The sequence below is a fragment of the Sandaracinobacteroides sp. A072 genome (genome assembly GCF_052616365.1).
The window spans coordinates 765,561-785,648 of sequence record NZ_JBQXGU010000001.1; the positions used below are offsets into that span (position 1 = coordinate 765,561).

The following is a 20,088-nucleotide window of genomic DNA, read 5'->3' on the forward strand; positions in this document are numbered from 1 at the left end:
AGCCTGCCCGTCAGCCAATGCCAAACGTCCAGCCTTCCGTGCTGGCGACAAGCGGGGAAAGACCCGGCGGCGACCACCAGCGCGGGTCGGGCGCCATGGCCCGCAAGGCGGCCGCCGCCACCACGGCATCCGTTCCATGATCGTCTGGAAGCCGCTCTTCCGGCCAGGGCGGGCTGCCGAAGGCCAGGAGGGCGGCGTCGAGCCCCGCGCGATCCCGGATCTTGAGGCCCCGGCCGCCGGCATGGCGCAGCATGGCGCGGGTATAGATTTCCACCACCATGCGCTCGGCCGGCGGATCGAAGGGCCAGATTGCGTAATCGCCGCGCAGGCGGTGCAGCAGCCGCATGCCAGAAAGGCTCGCCTTGGCTACCTGCGCCGCGCCGACACAGTCGAACAGGGTAGAGGCCTTGCCGCCCCCGGCGGCGTTGAACGCCTCCTCGCAGGCGCGGAAATGGAGGAAATCCCGTTTCGGCCCGTCCGACGCGCCCAGCCAGAAATGCGGGCGCGCCACGCCTTGCGTGAAACTTGCGGCCCCCAGATCCTCGTCCGGGCATTGCGCATCGAGAAAGGCCCAGAAGCCCGGCCCATGTGTCGCGGTTTCCATGCCAGGCAGATAAGCGCCGCGCTTCACGAAGGGCGGCGCGAAGGAAAAGTCGAAGCCGACCATGAGGGGCCCGCCAATGCCGGCCAGCAGGGCGGGCATTGCGGCGCGCGCCCAGCCGCGCGGATCGGGCGGTGGCAGCAGGCGGGGCGCGCCGCCGGCGGCTTCGGCCATGGCCACGGCGATGCCCGGGTGGCGGCAACCGCGCGCGCCCGACCAGTCGATGGCGACATAAGTGGCGAAGGCAGGAACCTTTTGCCGCAAGCGCTGTTTTCCCCCCGCATTCCAAGGCGGTGCCTCTGCCTCCCCCGTCGGAGGCGCTGCCAGCGGAACAGAGGGCGGGCGGCCCGGCATGCTATTCACAGGCATGCACCCAGGCACATTCCGGGCCGCCCGCCTTCATTCCCTCTCATGCCGTCTATCTCCGGCGCTCGGCGCGCAGACGCTCCCACTCGGCCAGGCGCTCGGCGATCGCGCGCTCGCGCCCGCGGCCCGTCGGTTCGTAGAATCGCCGGCGGCCCATGGCTTCGGGCCAGTAATCCTGGCCTGAAAAACCATCGGGGGCGTCATGGTCATAGGCATAGCCCTTGCCATGCCCCAGGTCCTTCATCAGCCGCGTGGGCGCGTTCACGATATGCCTGGGCGGCGGCAGCGAGCCGCTTTCGCGCGCCGCCTTCATCGCCCGCTTCGCCGCCACATAGGCCGCATTCGATTTCGGGGCCGTGGCAAGATAGAGACAGGCTTCGACGATCGCCAGTTCGCCTTCCGGGCTGCCGAGGAAATCATAGGCGTCCTTTGCAGCCAGCGTGATGGTCAGCGCCTGCGGATCGGCCAGCCCGATGTCCTCGCTGGCGAAGCGCACCATCCTCCGCAACAGATAAAGCGGCTCCTCGCCAGCGACCAGCATCCGTGTGAGCCAGTAGAGGGCAGCATCAGGATCGGAGCCGCGCAATGATTTGTGCAGCGCCGAGATGAGGTCGTAATGACCGTCCCGGTCCTTGTCATAGACGGGAACGCGCCGCTGCAGGACGGCCGCCATGGCGGCACGATCCATGCATTCCGGCCGATCACTGGCCTGGGGCAGGGCGAACAGGGTTTCGGCCTGCCCCAGCAGGTAGCGGCCATCGCCATCGGCGCCGGCCAGCAGGGCTGCACGGGCATCCGGGTCCAGCGGCAGCGGCCTGCCTTCGGCCGCCTCGGCGCGGGCCAGCAGCGCATCGAGGGCGGTTTCGTCCAGCCGGTTCAGCACCAGCACCTGCGCGCGGCTGAGGATGGCGGCATTCAGCTCGAAGCTCGGGTTTTCCGTCGTCGCGCCGACCAGCGTTATGGTTCCATCCTCCATGGGGGCGAGGAAGGCGTCCTGCTGGCTGCGGTTGAAGCGGTGGATCTCGTCCACGAACAGCAGCGTGCGCTCCCGTGCGGCGCGCGCGGCGGCGAAGATCTGCTTCAGATCGGCCGTCGAGGTCATCACCGCCGAGACACCGACGAACCGATAGCCCGCGGCTTCGGCCAGCAGGCGGGCGATGGTTGTCTTGCCGGTGCCGGGCGGGCCCCAGAAGATCAGGCTGGGAAGCCGGCCAGACGCCAGCATGCGCCGAAGGGCGCCATCCGGCCCCATCAGCTGCGGCTGGCCAACCACTTCGTCGAGGCTGGCGGGGCGCAGGCGTTCGGCCAGCGGTGCGCGCGCCCGTTCGGGCGGGGCTTCGGTCTCGGCGAAAAGGTCAGCCATTATCCTCCGGCGCGCTGGCCTTCAGCGCCAGTGCATGCACGCGCTCTTCAAGAAGGTCTGCGAGCGCGCGGTTCACGGCGCGCTGCCGCATGACCCGGTTCATCCCGCGGAAGACCTCGCTCACGATTTCCACGGAAAAATGGCTTTCGCCGCGCGGGTCGTGGCCGGAATGGCCGCGATGCTTTTCGCTGTCGTCGTTGACCACCAGCTTCAGCGGGTGGAAATTCTCGCGAAGTCGCAATTCGATCTCGTCTTTCACCACGCCCATGCCCAGCTCCCGTCCTGCCGCTCCAATTCCGGCGAACCCGCATTATATGGGGCACTCCTGCGGGCATGTAACCCCGCGCGGATCATCCGGCCAACCACCATCATCAATCACCATCAGAGGGAAAGGACAGGCATGAAGGCAAGAGGCGGCGCGTTTCCGGGCGGGCACAGCTGCGCGCATCCCGGTTGCGACCAGCCCGGCGATTATCGCGCGCCCCTGCACAAGCCGGGCAGTGCCTATGCCGATCCGTCCGGACCGCCCCGGTGGCAATATTTCTGCCTCGAGCATGTGCGCGCGTTCAACAGCCGCTGGAACTATTTCGAGGGCATGGACGAGGACAGCATCTGGCAGGCGCAGACCCCTTATCCCAACTGGGACAGGGAAACCCGCGCCTTTGCCCACAACGCCTTCGGCCGCGATGGCGCGGGGCCGGACAGGGTGGTCGATGCGCTGGGCGTTCTGCGCTGGCGCGCCGGAATGGCTGGCGGGCCGCCCGCCAGCCGCCTCAGCCGCGCCGACCGGCAGGCCCTGTCCAGGCTGGGGCTGCCCGAAACCGCGACCATGGCCGAGGTGAAGGCGAAGTTCCGCCAGCTGGCCCGCCGCTACCACCCCGATGCCAACATGGGAAGCCGGGAGCATGAGGCGCGCTTTCACGCGCTGACGGAAGCGCACGCCCATCTGACGGCCAGCGAAACCTTCGCCCGCAACGGCTGAGCATCGGGAGCCGGGCCTGGCCGGCGCGCCTCAGCGCCAGCGAAGGTGCGAGCGGTCGAGCTGGTCCGGTCTTGTCACGCCCATCAGCTTCATGTCGCGCTCGATCTCGTCACGCAGGCGGGAAAGGATGCGGTGCACCCCTGCTTCGCCGGCTGCCGCCAGTGCATAGAGATAAAGCCGGCCACCCGAACAGGCCGTCGCGCCGGCCGCAAGGGCCTTCAGCACATGGGTGCCACGCCTGACGCCGCCGTCGCAGATCACCTCGATCCGGTCGCCGACTGCATCCACGATTTCCGTCAGCTGGTCGAAGGGCGCGCGGCTGCCATCGAGCTGGCGACCACCATGGTTCGAGACCATGATGGCGCTTGCCCCGATGTCGATCGCCCGCCGGGCGTCGTCGACGCTCATCACACCCTTCAGGCAGAAGGGCCGGTCCCCCCAGGCGGCGCGGATTGCCTCGGCGCGCTTCCAGTCGAGCGACTGGTCGAGCATCTTCGTGAAATAGTCCCCCACGCTCATCGCCACGCGCGAGCCTTCGGCCAGATGGCCGGCGAGGTTGGGAAGCGAGAAGGATTCCCGGAAGAGATAGTTGAGGGTCCATCCGGGATGGGCGGCATAGCTCAGCGCATTCCTGGGCGTGACCTTCGGCGGCGAGGTGAAGCCGGTTCTGAGGCAGCGCTCCCGGTTGCCGCCGACGATGGTATCGACCGTCAGCGTCAGGGCATCGAAACCGGAATCACGGGCGCGGCTGATAAGCTCCCGGTTCAGCCCCTCGTCCTTGTGGACATAAAGCTGGAACATTTTCGGCGCCGTGACCGTTGCCCCGATTTCCTCGAGGCTGACGGTGGCGAGGCTGGAAATGCCGAACCAAGTGTTGAAGGCCGAGGCGGCGCGACCGACGGCACGCTCGCCTTCCCAGTGGAACAGGCGTTGAAGCGCCGTGGGCGACAGGAAAAGCGGCATCGACACCCGCTTGCCCATGATGGTGGTGGACATGTCGACATCCGCCACGCCCGCCAGCACATTCGGCACGAGGTCGCAGCTGTCAAAAGCTGTGCTGTTTCGCCCCTTTGTGATCTCGTCGTCGGCGGCGCCGTCGATATAGTGGAACACGGGGTAGGGCAGCCGCTTGCGGGCGAGCGCCCGGAAGTCCGACACATTATGGCAATCGGAAAGTTGCATGGCGCATCTGTTGCGCGGCGGCGCCGGGCTTGCAAGCCCGCAGCCTGTTCAGGCCGGTGTTCGTGATGCGCAAAAAAACTGCCGGGCCCCTTTCGAGGCCCGGCAGCTCATGTCCGGTAATCCGAACCCCCGGGGTGTCAGGCGCTGACGACCGACATGCGGCGACGGCGGGCAACGAAGCCGACCATGCCGAAACCGGCGATCAGGAGCGCCCAGGTCTGGGGCTCGGGAACGGCGCCGGCGAAGGTGCCGGTGCCAGCCGCCATCCAGTTGCCGCCGACGTCGGTGTAGTTCTCGACGCCGGAGAAGCTGAGGGCGAAGTTGTTCACGACGAGGTCGGCAACCGCCAGAACGTCGGACGAGTAGCAGAGCGAGCTGCCGCACAGGCCCGAGACGACGAGGCTCGCCGACTGGTTCTGCGGATCCTTGCTGACGTTGAGCACGCCGCTGGTGAAGTTCACCGTCAGTACGTTGATGGCGCCATCGGTGAAGTTGAGAACGCCGCTCCAGCCGGTCTGTTCGAACTGCGGGCCGGTGTCGATGACCTGGCCGGACGAGGACGCGTTCAGCGTGAGATCGGCCGAATAGATACCGAGCGGACCAAAATCGAGGACGGCGAAGACGGTCGGCAATTCGGCGTTCAGCGTTGCGCCACCGTCGCCACCGACGTGGTTGAACGGATGAAGCTCGCCACCGGGAGCCTGGAAGAATTGCGCGAAGGTGATGGTCGTCATCGCGCTCGCGGGGGCGGCCATCAGGCCGGCGGACAGGACGGCGGCTGCGGCCGCCAGTTTCAGGGTACGGATCATATAAACCTCCACAAGCAACTCAGGCGTTGCGTGAGAAGCTCATGCAAATCCCATGCCAAATCGACATGTTCCTGAATATCAATGACTTGCGATTTCACTCATCATCGCACCTGTAAAGATTCCCGACACGTGGACGCGCGGGGCCGGCAAGTTAACCATCGCCGGCGCGATCATGGCGAAGGCCAGCAATGACTGTTCCTGATGGCCGGACCCTCCCGCAAGGATGAGGCCCTCTGCGTTGCTTTGGCACTTGCGATACCGGCGTGCATGGCGCTAGCGATGCTGGCATGACTTCTCTCAACCTGTCCGCCGATACCGATCGCCACCCGCCCATGAAGATGACCGAGCCCGACCTGATGGTCGACGCCCGCGAGATCTTCGGCGTCGACGTCGACATGAAGGTTCCCGCCTTCTCCGAGGCGGACGAGCGCGTGCCCGACCTAGATCCGAACTACATGTTCGATCCGGACACCACGCTCGCGATCCTTGCAGGCTTCGCCTATAACCGCCGCGTGATGGTGCAGGGCTATCACGGCACGGGAAAATCCACCCACATCGAGCAGGTGGCCGCACGCCTCAACTGGCCGTGCATCCGCATCAACCTCGACAGCCACATCAGCCGCATCGACCTCATCGGCAAGGACGCCATCGTCCTGCGCGACGGCAAGCAGGTAACGGAATTCCGCGAAGGCATCCTGCCCTGGGCGCTGCAGACTCCAACCGCCCTGGTGTTCGACGAATATGACGCCGGCCGGCCGGACGTGATGTTCGTCATCCAGCGCGTGCTGGAAGTGGAGGGCAAGCTGACCCTCCTCGACCAGAACCGCGTCATCCGCCCGAACAAATATTTCCGGCTGTTCGCCACGGCCAACACGGTCGGCCTCGGGGATACCTCCGGCCTCTATCACGGCACCCAGCAGATCAACCAGGGCCAGATGGACCGCTGGAACATCGTGGTCACGCTGAACTATCTGCCGGCCGAAACGGAAACGGGGATCATCCTGAAGAAATCCCCGGCCTTCCAGACCGAGCAGGGCCAGAAGATCATCGCCAACATGGTGAAGGTGGCCGACATGACCCGCCAGGGCTTCATTGCCGGCGACATCTCCACTGTCATGTCGCCGCGCACGGTCCTTACATGGGCGCAGAACGCCGACATCTTCAAGAATGTCGGCTTCGCCTTCCGGGTCAGCTTCTTGAACCGCTGCGACGAGGCCGAGCGTGGCATCGTCGCCGAATATTACCAGCGCGTCTTCGGCGAGGAACTGCCCGAAAGCGTCGTCTCCCGCGCCCGCAAATAGGGCCGCAGCTTAGCCGCGCGGCGCAGGTGCGCCCGCGGCGGGTTTCAGGTCCAGCGTCCAGCGTGCCGGCCCGGGCAGGAAGGGCGTTGCGCGGCCTTCGACCCATTCCGCGTGGCCAGCCAGATAATAGGGCGCGCGCGGGTTGGATGCCTGGCCCCCGGGCATGTGGAACAGCCCTTCGGCTTCCCGCCCGGGCGATACGGCGAAGCGCTCGGACGCACCGAAGCCAGGCGCCTGCGCGCGCACCGTCGTCCGGTCTCCAGGCACTTCCCGTTCCTTCGGGTTTACCAGCCAGCCGAGCGGCCTGATCGCCCTTGCCAGCGGGTGGGAAACGCCCGCCACCGCCACATCGCCCCAGCGATAGCGTGCGGGGTCGCCGCCAGCCTCGCGCGCGATGTCTTCGGCAACCTTCAGCAGCGCCTTTTCGATATAGTCATCCCAGCCGGCATGTCCGGGCGGGATCAGGGCGGCCGGGCGTTCCGTCAGCAGGCGGCGCGCCGGGCCTTCCGCCTGGGACGGAGCCCATGTCTTCCGGCCCGTACCTTCGGGCGGCAGGCCGAGCCATGCCTCGTAAAGCCCTTCCACCAGTGTCTGCCGGAAATGCTGCACCATCCTGTATCCGGTGGAATCCGGGCGGGCATGTTCGCCCCAGGCCGCGACAGGGGCGAGCATCGCCGAAAGGCGTGAATCTGCCGGACGCTTGCGAAGCTCGGCCAGCATAAGCTGCTGCCAGAACATGTTGCGGGTGGATTTGTCGTCCAGCTGGATGACGAGGAAATCGGCCGGGCCGAAACGGTCCCGGGCCATCAGCAGGTCCCGGATGCGGCCGGCGCGGGCGCCGCTGTCATAGCCGCCATCGCCAAGCCTTTCGAAGGCCTCGCCCCCCATCACGCGGCTGTTCGCGGTCCAGATGCGGTGGCCGGGAGGGTTGATGACGGCAGGCGTTTCGGCCGGCGTCAGCAGGCCATCCCAGCCCTTCGAGCCGTCAGCGAAGCTCACCGCCTGCTGCCCGTCGAATCCATAGCGCTTCGGCACCTGGCCGATGATGGTCCAGCCGATGTTGCCGAGGGCGTCGCCGACGGTGAAGTTCTGCTGCGGAATGGCCGATGTCTGCGCGATGGCAATGGCTTCGGCAACGCTGCGCGCCCGTTCCAGCGCCAGCGCCCTGCCGAGGCGCACGGCATCGGGCTGGTGCGCCGTCCAGCGCATGGCGATGCTGCGGCCAAATGCATCCTCGGCAACGATCGGGCCCCAGATCGTTTCCCGCACCGTCAGGATCTCGCAGGCATCCCGGATGCACAGGCGCTCGTCCAGGCTTTCGATGCGGGCGGTGCCGCCAGGCACGCGGTAGAGGCCGGCGGTCTTGTCGACCCATTCGATCACCACGGCGTCCGACGTGTCGATATAGCTGTTGGTATAGCCCCAGGCGATGTGGCCGTTTGATCCGGTGACGATGAAGGGCGTGCCCGGCAGGGTGACGCCGCTGGCATCCATGAAGGCATCATCACCGGCGCGGCTGCCCACGATCAGTCGGGCGCGGAACCAGATGGACGGCACGTCGAGGCCGAGGTGCATGTCATTGGCGACAAGGGCCGCGCCGCTTGCCGTGAGTGCGCCGCCGACGGCCCAGTTGTTGGAGCCGACGGCCTCGGGAAGCCGCACATCGAGCGGCGTAGCGGTGGCAGGCGGCATTTCCATCGGCATCACGGCCGCCGGAAGCGGCGGCGGGCTGAGCCGGCTGCCGTCAATGGGGGCGTCCAGCCCGGTGGTCACGGGGTAGAGGAAGGCCGCCATGCCATCCCCAAGCGCCTTTGCCGCGCGGGCGCGATCCAGTTCGCGTTGCGGCGTTGCCGGTTGCAGATTCAGATACATGGCAAAGACTGCGAGGATGCTGTCTTCGGCTGTCCACGCTTCGGGCCGGGCGCGGAGGAGGAGATATTCATAGGGCAGGGCACCAAGCGCCGCGCGGCCCTGGTTCACGCCCGCCACATAGCTGTCGAGCAGTGCCCGGTCCTCTGCCGGCATGGCCGCCACCATGGCGCGCGCCCTTGCACGGAAGCGGTGCAGCCGCACGCGCCGGTCGATATCGGCGGTCGTATCGCCCATCAGCTCCGAAAGTTCGCCGGCGGCCAGCCGTCGCAGCGTGTCCATCTGGAACAGCCGTTCCTGCCCGTGCACAAAGCCGAGCGCCCGCGCGGCATCGGCGCGGTTCCGCGCCTCTATGGTGACGACACCATTGGAATCGCGGGATATTCTGGCAGGGGCCGAAAGCCCGGCCATGCCCAGTTCGCCTTCCAGCAGGGGCAGGCTGCGGCCCAGGTGCCACCATGCGGCAAGGGCTGCCAGCACCAGCAGCAGCACAAGAAGAAGGGCGAGTCGCAGGACTGGCCTCGCGGTCCTTGCTGCGACGCCGGGGCGTTTGTCACCCATGGTCATGCTTGTCTTTCCGGCGGGCATCCGGCTCCCCCCCCTTGCTGGTGCGGCCTTTCGTCTCCCGTTTCCGTGCTAGCGGCTTTGCGGCCTGTGGCGAATGGGCTACGGCACCTCATAAAATTGAGGGGCATTGAACAAGAGTGTTGGCCTGAGCTGTTAACGAACATAAAAAATGCAAAAAACAAAGACATTGCAGAACAGAATGAACAATCTGCAGGAAGGGTTCGCATGACCATCAACATCTGCACGCTGCTGACGGGTTCCGTTCTCGCCATCTCGGTTGCCGCCACGGCAGGCAACAGCCCGGCCCATGCCGCACAGGATGCGCCCGCCGCGATCACGAAGCCGGCGCCAGCTTCCTCCGACGAGTCGCGCTGACGAGTCTCGCTGAGCGTCCCGATACCTGTGCCGGGGCGCTGATGGCCCCGGCTTGCCCGGTGGCGGAGCGCCGCGTTCTGCGGGGGCGTCTTTCCCGCCTGTGCTTCACGCCATTCGCCCGACGCGGGGAAGCGTCAAAAATGCTTGGTGCAAGCATGGGCTTCCCTGCGCTAAGGCTTGGCCATGTCTGAACCCAATCCGATCGAGGATTTCCGCCAGGCTCTGGCAGCCAGCATGCGCGCGCTCGGCCGCCGGCCCGAGTTCGAACTGGCCTACACGGCCGACAAACCCAGTTGCCATGGCGACCAGGCGCGCGTGCCCCAGCCCAGCCGCGCCCTGACGGCCGAGCAGGCCGCCGAGGCCCGTGGCTGGGCCGACAGCTTCGCCCTTCGCCGCCGCCTGCACGACCCTGCCGCCCATGCGTCGGTCGCCGTCGGCCCGGGCCTTGCACGCGAAATGCTGAACGCCGCCGAACAGGCGCGGATCGAGGCGGTTGGCGGCCGTGATATGGCCGGTGTCGCCATCAACCTTGGCCGCATGCTCGAGATGCGCATGCGCACGGACCCGATCGCCCGCGCCCGCACGCCCGAGGAAGTGCCGATGGCAACTGCTGTCGGCCTGCTGGTGCGCGAGCGGCTGACGGGCGAGTCGCCGCCGTCTTCGGCAAAGGCCGGCGTGGACATGGTGCGCGAGCAGATCGAGGAGGTGGCCGGCCCCCATCTCGATGCGCTTGCCGGCGCATCCGACGACCAGCAGGCCTTTGCCGACGCCTTCGTCCGCGTGCTTCATGACCTCGGCCTTGCCGACAACCCCGACAATCCCGCCGAGGAAGAGCAGGAACCCGAGGGCGAGGAGGGCGAAGAGGAGCAGAAGGGCGACAGCCAAAGCAGCGACGACAGCGACGCATCCAGCGCCACGGATTCCTCCGAGACCCGGACGGAGGAGCAGGAAGGAAGCGAATCCGACAGCGAGACACGCGAAGTCGAGACGGAGTCCGAAATGGAATCCGACGACGGGCTGGGGGACGAGGGCGACGAGGGCATGATGCCCTGGCGGCCCAATCTGCCGGAATCGAAGCTGCCGCAGGATTTCGCCTACAAGGCCTGGACGACCGAGTTCGACGAGGTGATCACGGCGGAGGAACTCTGCGACGCCGAGGAACTGACACGGTTGCGTGGCTATCTCGACCAGCAGCTCGTCAGCCTGCAGGGGGCTGTCACCAAGCTGGCCAACCGGTTGCAGCGCCGCCTGATGGCGCAGCAGAGCCGAAGCTGGGACTTCGATCTGGAGGAGGGCCTGCTCGATACCGCACGCCTCACGCGTGTTGTCATCAGCCCCGAACATGCGCTCAGCTACAAGTTCGAACGCGACACCGAGTTCCGCGACACAGTCGTGACGCTTCTGATCGACAACAGCGGCTCGATGCGCGGCCGGCCCATTTCGATCGCCGCCATTTCGGCTGACATTCTCGCCCGCACGCTGGAACGCTGCGCCGTGAAGACGGAGATTCTGGGCTTCACCACCCGTGCCTGGAAGGGCGGCCAGTCACGGGAAAAATGGCTGGCGAATGGCAGGCCGGCAAAGCCCGGTCGCCTGAACGACCTGCGGCACATCATCTACAAGCAGGCCGATGCCCCGTGGCGGCGCGCCCGGCGCAACCTTGGCCTGATGATGCGCGAAGGGCTGCTGAAGGAAAACATAGACGGCGAAGCGCTGCTCTGGGCACATAACCGCCTGCTGGCCCGACCGGAGGACCGGCGCATCCTGATGGTGATTTCGGATGGCGCTCCCGTCGACGACAGCACGCTCTCGGTCAACAGCGGCAATTATCTCGAACGCCATCTGCGCCAGGTGATCGATGGCATCGAAACGAAAAGCCCGGTCGAGCTGATCGCCATAGGCATCGGCCATGACGTGACCCGCTATTACCGGCGCGCCGTCACCATCATGGATGCCGAGCAGCTTGGCGGCGCTATCGTCGACCAGCTTGCCCAGTTGTTCGACGAGGAAAAAGGCAAGCGCCGCCGCTAGGCCATCGGCGGCAACAGAAGCCCTGCCCGGTATCCCGGCAACCTTACGCTGTGGCCGGGGTGTCGAATCCCCCCCGCCGGCATTGTCGCCGGGAGTGTCGTCAGCATTGTCGCCAGTATTTACGGCGTACATGGCTGGTCATGTCGGTGGAGCTTACAAAGGCAGTTTCTCACACCTGCCCTTTCCATTCCATTGCAGCGACTTATGCCTGTGCTTGAATTGGCATGTTTGATGCATGGCAATTGCCGTGCGGCTCAGCCCGGGCCACACCCTGAGTGATGGAAAGGGTGACAGAATGAAAACGCATCTTCTGCTTGCAGCCGCTGCCCTTGCTGCTGCCACAGCCGCAGTTCCAGCACATGCGCTCATCAATGCGCCGGTGCCGGAGGACAATTACATCAGCTTCGGCGGGCTTGACTGGGCCTGGGCCGCGCCTTGCGCCGCCTATGGCGATTCCTGTGGTGTCGTGGACATGACCTACCAGTCCACTCAGGGCTGGCGCTTCCCGACCTATGACGAGTTCCTCGCGCGTCCGACAGTGTTCGACTTCGGAACCGCCGACAGCTTCAAATGCGCGTCGGCCTGGTTCAGTACGGTTCACAGCCACTGCGACTATGGAGATCCGGACTATCCGAACAGCCCGGTCGTTGGCGTTCAGCCATCGGGATATCTGTTCGATTATGGGTATGGCATCACGTCCAACGGATCCGACCCGCTTGCCGAAACCTGGGTTGTGCGTGGGCAGGCCACACCCGGCATTCCTGAGCCAGCGACCTGGGCCATGATGATTGCAGGTTTCGGAATGGTGGGGGCCGGCTTGCGCCGTCGCCGGCACGCCATCGCCTGATTCATTCCCGAAATGCTGTCATGAAGAACTGAACGAGGCCTGCTTCCATAGGGAAGCAGGCCTCCCTGTTCGCTCAGCCTGCGGCCTCCACCAGGTCGAGGATGGCGTCACCGAAGCGCTCGATCTTCACGGCGCCGATCCCGGGCACGTCGCGCAGGGCGGCCCTGTCTGCCGGGCGGCGGGCGGCGATGGCGCGCAGGGTTGCATCGTTCAGCACCACGAAGGCCGGCACATCCTCCTGGTCGGCCAGTTTCCGGCGCCAGCCGCGCAGCGCCTCGAACAGCGCCTTGTCCTCAGGCGGCAGGCTTTCGGTGGTCTCGGCGGTGGCGGCGCGGCGGCGGCGCTCGGGTGCCCAGTCGGCCGCGCGCACATGCACCGGTTCCTCGCCGCGCAGGATCGGCCGCGCTTCCGCCGTCAGCCGCAGGCCGCCATGGCCCAGGTCGCGCGCCAGCGCCCCATGGGCTTCCAGCAGCCTGCCCAGCTTCATCCACTGGCTGTCCGCAAGGCCCGTGCCGATGCCGAAGACACCCAACCTGTCATGGCCTAATTGCCCGATGCGGTCATCCGGCACGCCGCGCAGCACTTTCGCCACATACTGCAGGCCGAACATCTGGCCGGTGCGATAGACAGCCGACAGCAGCTTGCGCGCCTCTTCCGTCACGTCGAGCGTTGCCGGCGGTTCGAGGCAGTTGTCGCAATTGCCGCAGGGCTTCGGGTCTCCTTCCCCGAAATGGCTGAGCAGCGGCACGCGGCGGCATCCGAGCGTTTCCGCCCAGGCGGCCATCTTTGCCAGCTGCCGCAGCTCATGCGCCTTGCGCGTCTCGTCGGCTTCGCCCTCGTTGATCCGCTGGCGGGCGAGCGTCACATCCTGCGGGCCCCAGAAGAGACGGGCTTCGGCGGGCTGGCCGTCACGCCCGGCGCGGCCGGTTTCCTGATAATAGGCCTCGATCGATTTCGGCAGGCCGAGGTGGGCGACAAAACGGATGTCGGGCTTGTCGATCCCCATGCCGAAGGCGACCGTCGCGCACATCACGGCATGTTCGGCGCGCTGGAAGCGCTTCTGGTTTTCGGCCCGCGTCTCGCCCGGAAGCCCGGCATGATAGACAAGCGCAGGGCAGCCGGCGGCTTCGAGATGAGCAGCCATGCGCTCGGTTTCGGCGCGGGTCTGGCAATAGACGATGCCGGCAACGGGCCCCTGCGCCTTGACGAAGGCCGTCACCTGCTCGGCCGGGCGACGCTTGCCTTCCGCGCCATAGCGGATGTTGGGCCGGTCGAAGCCGGCGACCTTCAGCCTTTCGGGCGAAATGCCGAGCTGGTCGCAGATGTCGGCCCGGGTCATGGCGTCGGCTGTCGCTGTCAGCGCCATACGCGGCACGCCGGGCAGCAGGTCGGCCAGATCCTTCAGGCGGCGGTAATCGGGGCGGAAATCATGGCCCCACTGGCTGACGCAATGCGCCTCGTCGATCGCGACGATGCTGACGGGCGCCTGCCGCACCAGTGCGCGAAAGACCTCCATCGCCGCCCGCTCGGGCGCGACATAAAGAAGGTCGAGCTCGCCGGCACGAAAGGCGCGGACGGTTTCCGTGCTGTCTCCGGACTGGCTGTTCAGCGCTGCCGCGCGCACCCCGGCAAGCGAAAGGGCGCGCACCTGATCCGCCATCAGGGCGATGAGCGGCGACACGACAATGCCGCAACCGGGGCGGCAGATGGCCGGGATCTGGTAGCAGAGCGACTTGCCGGCCCCTGTCGGCATCACCAGCGCGACGTCACGGCCCGCCATCACGTCGGCGATCACCTCTGCCTGCGGGCCGCGGAACCCCTCGAAGCCGAACAGAGAACGCAATGCTTCGAGGGGGTCGCGAATCATGCCGCCCTTATAGAAGGAGGTCGGCGGCGAGAAAGGCAAAGAAGAAGCCGATCACCCAGATGGCGGCCGAAAGCCCCATCGTCACGGCTGAAAGCGCCCGAAGCCGCTGGCAGGCGGCCGCCCTGGCAGGGTCTGCCGGGCAGGGAAGCCTTGCCGCACGCCGCTGCACCAGGAAGGCGCCCAGAAGCAGAAGGCCTGATCCGGTGAAGAGCCAGACCTTGTGGCGGCTCAGCTCCACCAGCCAGGGCGCGGCCGAGACCAGCCCGGCCAGCACTGCGCCGAGGCCCAGCGTGACGAGAAGGGCGGGCAGAGCGCAGCACAGCAGCGTGGACAGGCTGGCGAACAGGCTGAGGGTCGGCGCCAGCGTGTCGCGCGGGGAGAAGCCGCCTGTCATGGCCGCTTCGCCCGCTCGATGGCGGTGACTGTGTAGCCGCTGTCGGTGATGAGCTTCGTCAGCGTCCCGTCATCGAGGGCGGCGCCTTCCTTCAGGGACAGATGCACTTCCCCCTTGTCGAGATCGACATGGACGCCGGCCACATCGGCACGCTTCTTCATCATTGCCTCCACGGAGCGTGCGCAGAAATCGCACACCAGCCCGCTCACCTTCACGGTGACCATCTGCGCGGCCGGTGCCGAAAGGGCTGGTGCGGCGATGGCGAGGGCGGGGGCGATCAACAGGGCGATCACAAGCTTTTTCATCGGAAATCCTTTCAGAAACGAAACACGCTGTTGAGGATGAGGCCGCCACGGTCGGTGACGCCTGCCTCGACGAGAAGCGTGCGGTAGAAGATGCGGGCAACAGCGGCTGGCTGGATTTCATCATGCCCGGAGGACTGGCGGCGGACCTGCGCGAAGAGCCACAGGTGCATGTCGCCATAATCGCCTTCGTAGGGGGCGAAGCCCAGCCGGGCCATCTGCATGTCTGAGGTGCTGATGCCTTCGGCATGGATGATACGGGCCATGCCCATCACCATCAGGCGCCGGTTTTCCCAGTCGGCCTGGGCTTCCAGGAAACCTGCCGGCCGCAGGGCGCCGCCGTCTTTCCAGGCCCCGCCAGCCAGACCGGCAATGTAGATGTTGGCCTGCGCTGCCGGCATGTTCCAGCGCCGGGCAAGCCAGGTTGCCTGAGCGCCGGCCAGTGTCCAGCCTTCCTCGCGCATGCGCAGCAGGCGGCCGCCGAGCGAATAATGGCGTGTCGGGGATATGTGCAGCAGGGCGGATGCCATCATCGGGTCCAGTTCCTGCATCAGGGTCATGCCGCCCGGGTAGGAGACGGGGCGTGCCCCGGCGCCTGCCCACGGGAGCAGCAAGGCGGCCATCGCCGCCAGCATGATCTTCATGGTAAATTATCCTCTGGTCCAACCGGAACCTGCCCGCATCGATGCGGGCGGCGGTCAGGCCTCGGGTCTCGGGGGGCGCTCAGGCCCTTCGGGGGCAGCCAGCGGCATGCCGGAAGACGCCATCCGGGCATGGGGCATGAGGATGGCGGTAAATTGCTCTTCGGCCGTCATGGGCGGAATGGCGGCGACAGGGGCGCAAAGGCCGCTGCATCCATCCGGGCAGCAGCCCTGGCGGCTGTCGCCATCTGCGGTATCCGTGGCGGCGGCCTCTGCCGCGTGGCAGGCCGCGTGGTCCATGCCTGCCTGTGCCGTGGCGGTCCCGGCCTGCGACATGGGTGTGACCATGGGCGAGATCATGGGCGTGGCATGGGCGTGAACACCGCCCAGAAGGAGGGCAAAAAGCGCCAGAAACGCCAGCATGCCGCGCGCGATCATACGGGCAAAATAACCGCTGTCGCGCGGTCGCGCAAACCCCCGCCTGACGCTAGAAGGGAAGCATGAGCAAGATTCCCCCTGTCGTGATGGTGGATCGCGGCGATGGCGTGCGCCTTGCCGCGCGTCATCAGCCCGGCGATGGCCCGACCATCCTGTTCCTGCCCGGCTACATGTCCGACATGAGCGGAACGAAGGCCGAGGCGCTGCTGGGCTGGGCGGCACGCACCGGCCGCGCCTGCCTGCTGCTGGATTATTCCGGCTGCGGCCAGTCCGGCGGGGATTTCTACAAGGGCAGCATCCGCCGCTGGGCTGCCGATGCGAAGGCCGTGGCCGATGCGCTGGCGCCCGGCCCGCTGCTTCCCGTTGGCTCGTCGATGGGCGGCTGGGTCATGTTGCATCTGGCCCTTGCCGAGCCGTCGCGCATCCGGGCGCTGGTGGGCATTGCCGCCGCGCCCGATTTCACCCGCTGGGGGCTGGAGCGCACGGCCGAGGATGTCGAGCGCCTGGCCCACCAGGGTTTCATCGAGCGGCCCAGCGCCTATGCCGACAGCCCCTATCGCTACAGCCGCGCGCTGCTGGAAGATGCCGAGGGTGCGCTTCTTCTCGATGGCGCGATCGGCCTGGATTGCCCCGTGCGCCTGCTGCACGGAGAAGACGACGCCGACGTGCCATGGGAGGTTTCGCGCAGCCTGATGGCCCGGCTTCGATCAGCCGATGTTCAGCTCACCCTTGTAAAGGGTGGCGATCACCGCCTTTCGGCTCCGTCCGATCTGGCGCTATTGTTCCGCACGCTTGAAAGCCTGCTGCCATGATGCTTCGTCTTGCCATTCCCGTGCTTGCACTCATTCTGGCGGCGCCTGCCCTTGCCGGGCAGACCGGCCCGCTCGATCCAGCCCTCGATCGCAAGCGCTATGATGGCTGCGTGCGCGCGATCGAGGCCGATGCCGCTAAAGCCGAGCAGTTCGCACGGGAATGGCAGGGCCTTGGCGGCGGGCTGCCGGCGCGTCACTGTCAGGCGCTGGCCCAGCTGCACCAGCAGCGCTACGCCGAGGCTGCCGCAACGCTGGTGAAGGCCGCGCAGGCCGCCGAGGCGCAAAAGGCCCCACAGGCCGCCGACTTCTGGGGGCAGGCCGGAAACGCCGCCTTCCTTGCCGGTGACGGCGAAGCCGCCATCCGCCATTTCTCCACCGCAATCGTGAGCGCAGGCGAATTCGCACCGATGCGTTCGGCCGCCCTGTATGTCGATCGCGCGCGTGCCCATGCCGATGCCGGTGATCTGGCAAAGGCGCGCACCGATCTCGATCGTGCGCTTTCCCTGAATGACGAAGACCCGCTTGCCTGGATGCTTTCGGCAGCCCTTGCCCGTCGCGAAGGCGACATGGGCCGCGCCAGCCGCGAGATCAGCCGCGCATCGACCCTTGCCCCCACAGATCCCGACATCATGTTCGAGCAGGGCAATATCGCCATGGCGAATGGTGACCCGGAAACGGCGCGCAAGGTCTGGGCGATGGTGGTGAAGGCCGCACCCGGCAGCGTGGCCGCCAGCATGGCGGAAAAGGCCCTCGCCGCCGACTGATCCGGCCTTTGCCGGAAGGGCGGCTCAGCTTTTCAGGAAGGCGCCGGCATCAGGAAAACGCCGGCATCAGGAAAACGTCGGCGATGCTTTTCGGCACCCGTGCCGGGCGTTCGAGTTCCTGATCCATCAGCACCCATGTGGTGCGGGCGTTCACCCGTGTCCTGCCATCCGGCCCGATCATGCGCGTGCAGCGGTCGAAGCGGGCGCCGCGCGGGTTTTCGCCCCATGTATCGGCCACCAGCACCTCAGCCGGAAGGCAGGGCTTCAGATAGTCGATCTCGTGGCGGGAGACGACCCAGAAGAAGCGTGCCTGATCTTCGGGCGTGGCGGCTGCAGCCCAGTGGCGGGTCGCCACCTCCTGCAGCCAGCGCACGATGACGGCGTTGTTCACATGGCCGAGCTCGTCAATGTCCGCCGCTTCCGGCGTGATCGCCAGCCGGAAGGGCAGGTCCGTCATTGCTTCGCCTGCCCGTCATAGGCGGCGAGCAGGAAGGCATATTCCTCCGCCACTTCGCGCAGGGATTCGAACCGGCCGGACTTGCCGCCATGGCCCGCGCCCATGTTCATCTTCAGCAGCAGCAGATTGTCGTCGGTCTTGGTGGCGCGCAGGCGGGCAACCCATTTCGCCGGCTCCCAATAGGTGACGCGCGGGTCGTTCAGCCCGGCCGTCACCAGCATGGCGGGATAATCCTGCGCCTTCACCTGATCATAGGGGCTGAGCGCCGCGAGCCGCCTGAAGGCCTCCGCATCGGTGCGCGGGTCGCCCCATTCCGGCCATTCGCCGGGCGTGAGCGGCAGGCTTTCATCGAGCATGGTGTTCACGATGTCCACGAAGGGCACATGGGCGACGATGGCGCGCCACAGCGCCGGTTCCTGCGTGGCCACCACGCCCATCAGCCAGCCGCCGGCCGAGCCGCCGCTCGCCGAGGTGAAGCCGGGCCTGCCGAAGCCCTGCGAGTGCAGGAACTTCGTGACATCGATGAAATCGTTGAAGCTGTTGGCGCGCTTGTCCAGCTTGCCGTCCAGATACCATTGATAGCCCATGTCGTCGCCGCCGCGGATATGGGCGATGGCGAAGGCGAAGCCGCGATCCAGCAGGCTGAGCCGCGATGCCGAGAAGCCCGGCGGCACTGCATAGCCATAGGCGCCATAGCCATAGACATGGAGCGGGCGGGAACCATCCTTCGGATAGCCCTTGCGGTAGACAACCGAGACCGGCACCAGCGTTCCGTCGCGCGCCGGGGCCATCAGCCGTTCCGTCGCATAGCGGGAAGGGTCATAGCCCGAGGGGATTTCCTGCACCTTGCGGGTGACAAGCCGGTCTTCGGCCACGACATAGTCATGAACCGTCGCCGGCGTGACCATCGAGGCATAGGAAAGCCTGAGCGCCGGCGCGTCGGGCTCGGCATTGGTGCCGAGCGAGGCTGTGTAGCTTGCCTCGGGAAAGCGGATGCGCCGCTCCTTGCCGTCGGGGAAGATCAGCCGGATCTGATCGAGGCCGTCCAGCCGTTCCTCGATGGCCAGATAGCTGGAAAACGCCGTGGCTCCCGTAAGATACACACGGTCCGAGCCGGGGATCAGCGTTGTCCAGCGGCCGGGATCGGCAAGCGGGGCGGTCGCCAGCCGGAAGTTCACATGCTCGTCGTTTGCCAGCACGAACAGCGTGTCGCCGCGCGCATCCACCGAATAGCGCACATCCTTCTGTCGCGGTTTCACCAGCCGCAGGGGCGCTGCCGGACTGGCGGCGTCAAGCAGGCGGATTTCCGTCGTGGTTGCCATGGAGGCGGTGACGAGGATCTGGCTGCGATCCTGCGTTTTCGAGACGGATACCCAATAGCCCGCTTCCTTCTCGTCGTGGAGGAGTCGGTCTTCCTTCTCTCCGAGGCGGTGCAGCCAGGCCCTGGTGGGCCGCCACTCGGCCGATGCCTGCGCCCAGGCAAGGCCCTTCGAATCCGCCGTCCAGGCGATCTGGCCAATGGATTCGGTGGTGACCGTCTCGATGTCCTCCCCTGTGGCGAGGTCACGGATGACGATGGTGAACCGCTCGGCGCCCGAAGTGTCGGTCGAATAGGCGAGCAGCCTGCCATCCGGGGAAACGGCAAAGGCACCGAGGCGGAAATAGTCCTTGCCTTCGGCCAGCGCGGGCTCCGACAGGATCAGCCTGGCCTCGCCCCCGTTTTCGCCTTCACCCTGGCCGGTGCGCGGCTTCCTGTACCAGTTGCGATACTGGCCGCCGGTTTCGAAGGCCCACCAGTAGAGAAAATCGCCATCGGGGTAGGGAACGCTTGAATCATCCTCCTTCACCCGGCCCTTCAGCTCTTCGAAGATCGCCTCCACCATTGTCGAATGCGGTTTCATCCGCTCTTCGAAATAGGCGTTTTCGGCGTTCAGATGGGCAAGGATCTCCTTGTCCTCGACCTTCGGATAGCCCCTGTCGCGCAGCCAGGCATAGGGATCGGCAAGGGTCATGCCGTGGCGCTCGACCACATCGGTGCCGACACGGGCGACAGGAGGGATCATGGAAGCCTTTCCGGAAGCTGCAAGGGCATGGGACGCCGGGATGAGGGGGAGGGCGGA

Annotated in this window: 19 protein-coding genes and 1 pseudogene; 7 read left to right on the top strand and 13 right to left on the bottom strand. The window is 66.5% G+C overall.

The features are described 5' to 3' along the window. Window positions 1-10: 10 nt before the first annotated feature. The 3 genes from ACUJ46_RS03735 to ACUJ46_RS03745 all read right to left on the bottom strand — a co-directional run bounded on the left by ACUJ46_RS03735 (window position 11) and on the right by ACUJ46_RS03745 (window position 2,598). Window positions 11-865: a hypothetical protein gene (locus ACUJ46_RS03735; RefSeq protein WP_445389093.1), complete on the bottom strand. Its 855-nt coding sequence runs from the start codon at window positions 863-865 to the stop codon at window positions 11-13. A 154-nt stretch (window positions 866-1,019) separates the two neighbouring features. Beyond that, window positions 1,020-2,330 (bottom strand): replication-associated recombination protein A, encoded by a 1,311-nt coding sequence (locus ACUJ46_RS03740; protein ID WP_445389094.1) that lies wholly within the window; start codon window positions 2,328-2,330, stop codon window positions 1,020-1,022. After that, window positions 2,323-2,598, bottom strand: a complete 276-nt coding sequence (locus ACUJ46_RS03745; protein ID WP_445389095.1) for a BolA family protein — start codon at window positions 2,596-2,598, stop codon at window positions 2,323-2,325. The genes ACUJ46_RS03740 and ACUJ46_RS03745 overlap by 8 nt, the downstream gene beginning before the upstream one ends. A gap of 132 nt (window positions 2,599-2,730) precedes the next feature. On the opposite strand from ACUJ46_RS03745, the gene ACUJ46_RS03750 reads away from it, so the two are divergent. Then, entirely contained in the window at window positions 2,731-3,312 is a 582-nt protein-coding gene (locus ACUJ46_RS03750; protein WP_445389096.1) for a J domain-containing protein, read from the top strand. Between the two features lie 30 nt (window positions 3,313-3,342). On the opposite strand, the gene ACUJ46_RS03755 is transcribed toward ACUJ46_RS03750, so the two are convergent. Then, on the bottom strand, window positions 3,343-4,494 hold the full coding sequence (locus ACUJ46_RS03755) for an alpha-hydroxy acid oxidase (RefSeq protein ID WP_445389097.1): 1,152 nt from the start codon (window positions 4,492-4,494) through the stop codon (window positions 3,343-3,345). Window positions 4,495-4,631: 137 nt separating this feature from the next. Then, a complete protein-coding gene (locus tag ACUJ46_RS03760) occupies window positions 4,632-5,303 on the bottom strand; it encodes a PEPxxWA-CTERM sorting domain-containing protein (RefSeq protein ID WP_445389098.1) in 672 nt (223 codons plus the stop codon). A gap of 287 nt (window positions 5,304-5,590) precedes the next feature. Between ACUJ46_RS03760 and cobS the strand changes: the two genes are divergently transcribed. After that, on the top strand, window positions 5,591-6,604 hold the full coding sequence (gene cobS / locus ACUJ46_RS03765; protein WP_445389099.1) for a cobaltochelatase subunit CobS: 1,014 nt from the start codon (window positions 5,591-5,593) through the stop codon (window positions 6,602-6,604). A gap of 9 nt (window positions 6,605-6,613) precedes the next feature. On the opposite strand, the gene ACUJ46_RS03770 is transcribed toward cobS, so the two are convergent. Beyond that, window positions 6,614-9,040 carry a penicillin acylase family protein gene (locus ACUJ46_RS03770; RefSeq protein WP_445389100.1) on the bottom strand — a complete coding sequence of 809 codons (2,427 nt, stop codon included), beginning with the start codon at window positions 9,038-9,040 and terminating at the stop codon, window positions 6,614-6,616. 225 nt (window positions 9,041-9,265) lie between these two features. On the opposite strand from ACUJ46_RS03770, the gene ACUJ46_RS03775 reads away from it, so the two are divergent. From ACUJ46_RS03775 to ACUJ46_RS03785, 3 genes and pseudogenes are all read left to right on the top strand, one after another. After that, window positions 9,266-9,415, top strand: coding sequence for a hypothetical protein (locus ACUJ46_RS03775; RefSeq protein WP_445389101.1), 150 nt, complete (start codon window positions 9,266-9,268; stop codon window positions 9,413-9,415). Between the two features lie 183 nt (window positions 9,416-9,598). After that, window positions 9,599-11,446, top strand: a complete 1,848-nt coding sequence (gene cobT / locus ACUJ46_RS03780) for a cobaltochelatase subunit CobT (protein ID WP_445389102.1) — start codon at window positions 9,599-9,601, stop codon at window positions 11,444-11,446. Window positions 11,447-12,200: 754 nt separating this feature from the next. After that, window positions 12,201-12,293: pseudogene (locus ACUJ46_RS03785) on the top strand (PEPxxWA-CTERM sorting domain-containing protein); the annotation flags it as partial. Window positions 12,294-12,366: 73 nt separating this feature from the next. Here the strand turns inward: ACUJ46_RS03785 and recQ are convergent. Genes recQ through ACUJ46_RS03810 form a run of 5 tightly spaced genes read right to left on the bottom strand, consistent with a single transcriptional unit; the run spans window position 12,367 to window position 15,935 of the window. Then, a complete protein-coding gene (gene recQ, locus ACUJ46_RS03790) occupies window positions 12,367-14,160 on the bottom strand; it encodes a DNA helicase RecQ (protein WP_445389103.1) in 1,794 nt (597 codons plus the stop codon). A gap of 7 nt (window positions 14,161-14,167) precedes the next feature. Further along, complete coding sequence (locus ACUJ46_RS03795; protein WP_445389104.1) at window positions 14,168-14,554, bottom strand: hypothetical protein; 387 nt, start codon at window positions 14,552-14,554, stop codon at window positions 14,168-14,170. After that, a complete protein-coding gene (locus ACUJ46_RS03800) occupies window positions 14,551-14,859 on the bottom strand; it encodes a heavy-metal-associated domain-containing protein (protein ID WP_445389105.1) in 309 nt (102 codons plus the stop codon). The genes ACUJ46_RS03795 and ACUJ46_RS03800 overlap by 4 nt, the downstream gene beginning before the upstream one ends. 11 nt (window positions 14,860-14,870) lie before the next feature. Continuing rightward, on the bottom strand, window positions 14,871-15,500 hold the full coding sequence (locus ACUJ46_RS03805) for a hypothetical protein (RefSeq protein WP_445389106.1): 630 nt from the start codon (window positions 15,498-15,500) through the stop codon (window positions 14,871-14,873). A gap of 54 nt (window positions 15,501-15,554) precedes the next feature. Further along, window positions 15,555-15,935, bottom strand: a complete 381-nt coding sequence (locus tag ACUJ46_RS03810) for a hypothetical protein (protein ID WP_445389107.1) — start codon at window positions 15,933-15,935, stop codon at window positions 15,555-15,557. Window positions 15,936-15,997: 62 nt separating this feature from the next. On the opposite strand from ACUJ46_RS03810, the gene ACUJ46_RS03815 reads away from it, so the two are divergent. Continuing rightward, window positions 15,998-16,747, top strand: coding sequence for an alpha/beta fold hydrolase (locus ACUJ46_RS03815; protein ID WP_445389108.1), 750 nt, complete (start codon window positions 15,998-16,000; stop codon window positions 16,745-16,747). Next, window positions 16,744-17,511 carry a tetratricopeptide repeat protein gene (locus ACUJ46_RS03820; protein ID WP_445389109.1) on the top strand — a complete coding sequence of 256 codons (768 nt, stop codon included), beginning with the start codon at window positions 16,744-16,746 and terminating at the stop codon, window positions 17,509-17,511. The genes ACUJ46_RS03815 and ACUJ46_RS03820 overlap by 4 nt, the downstream gene beginning before the upstream one ends. A 49-nt stretch (window positions 17,512-17,560) precedes the next feature. Here the strand turns inward: ACUJ46_RS03820 and ACUJ46_RS03825 are convergent, their stop codons facing one another. Both ACUJ46_RS03825 and ACUJ46_RS03830 read right to left on the bottom strand, forming a co-directional pair. After that, complete coding sequence (locus ACUJ46_RS03825; protein WP_445389110.1) at window positions 17,561-17,968, bottom strand: acyl-CoA thioesterase; 408 nt, start codon at window positions 17,966-17,968, stop codon at window positions 17,561-17,563. Further along, on the bottom strand, window positions 17,965-20,031 hold the full coding sequence (locus ACUJ46_RS03830) for a S9 family peptidase (protein ID WP_445389111.1): 2,067 nt from the start codon (window positions 20,029-20,031) through the stop codon (window positions 17,965-17,967). The genes ACUJ46_RS03825 and ACUJ46_RS03830 overlap by 4 nt, the downstream gene beginning before the upstream one ends. Window positions 20,032-20,088 lie beyond the last annotated feature (57 nt).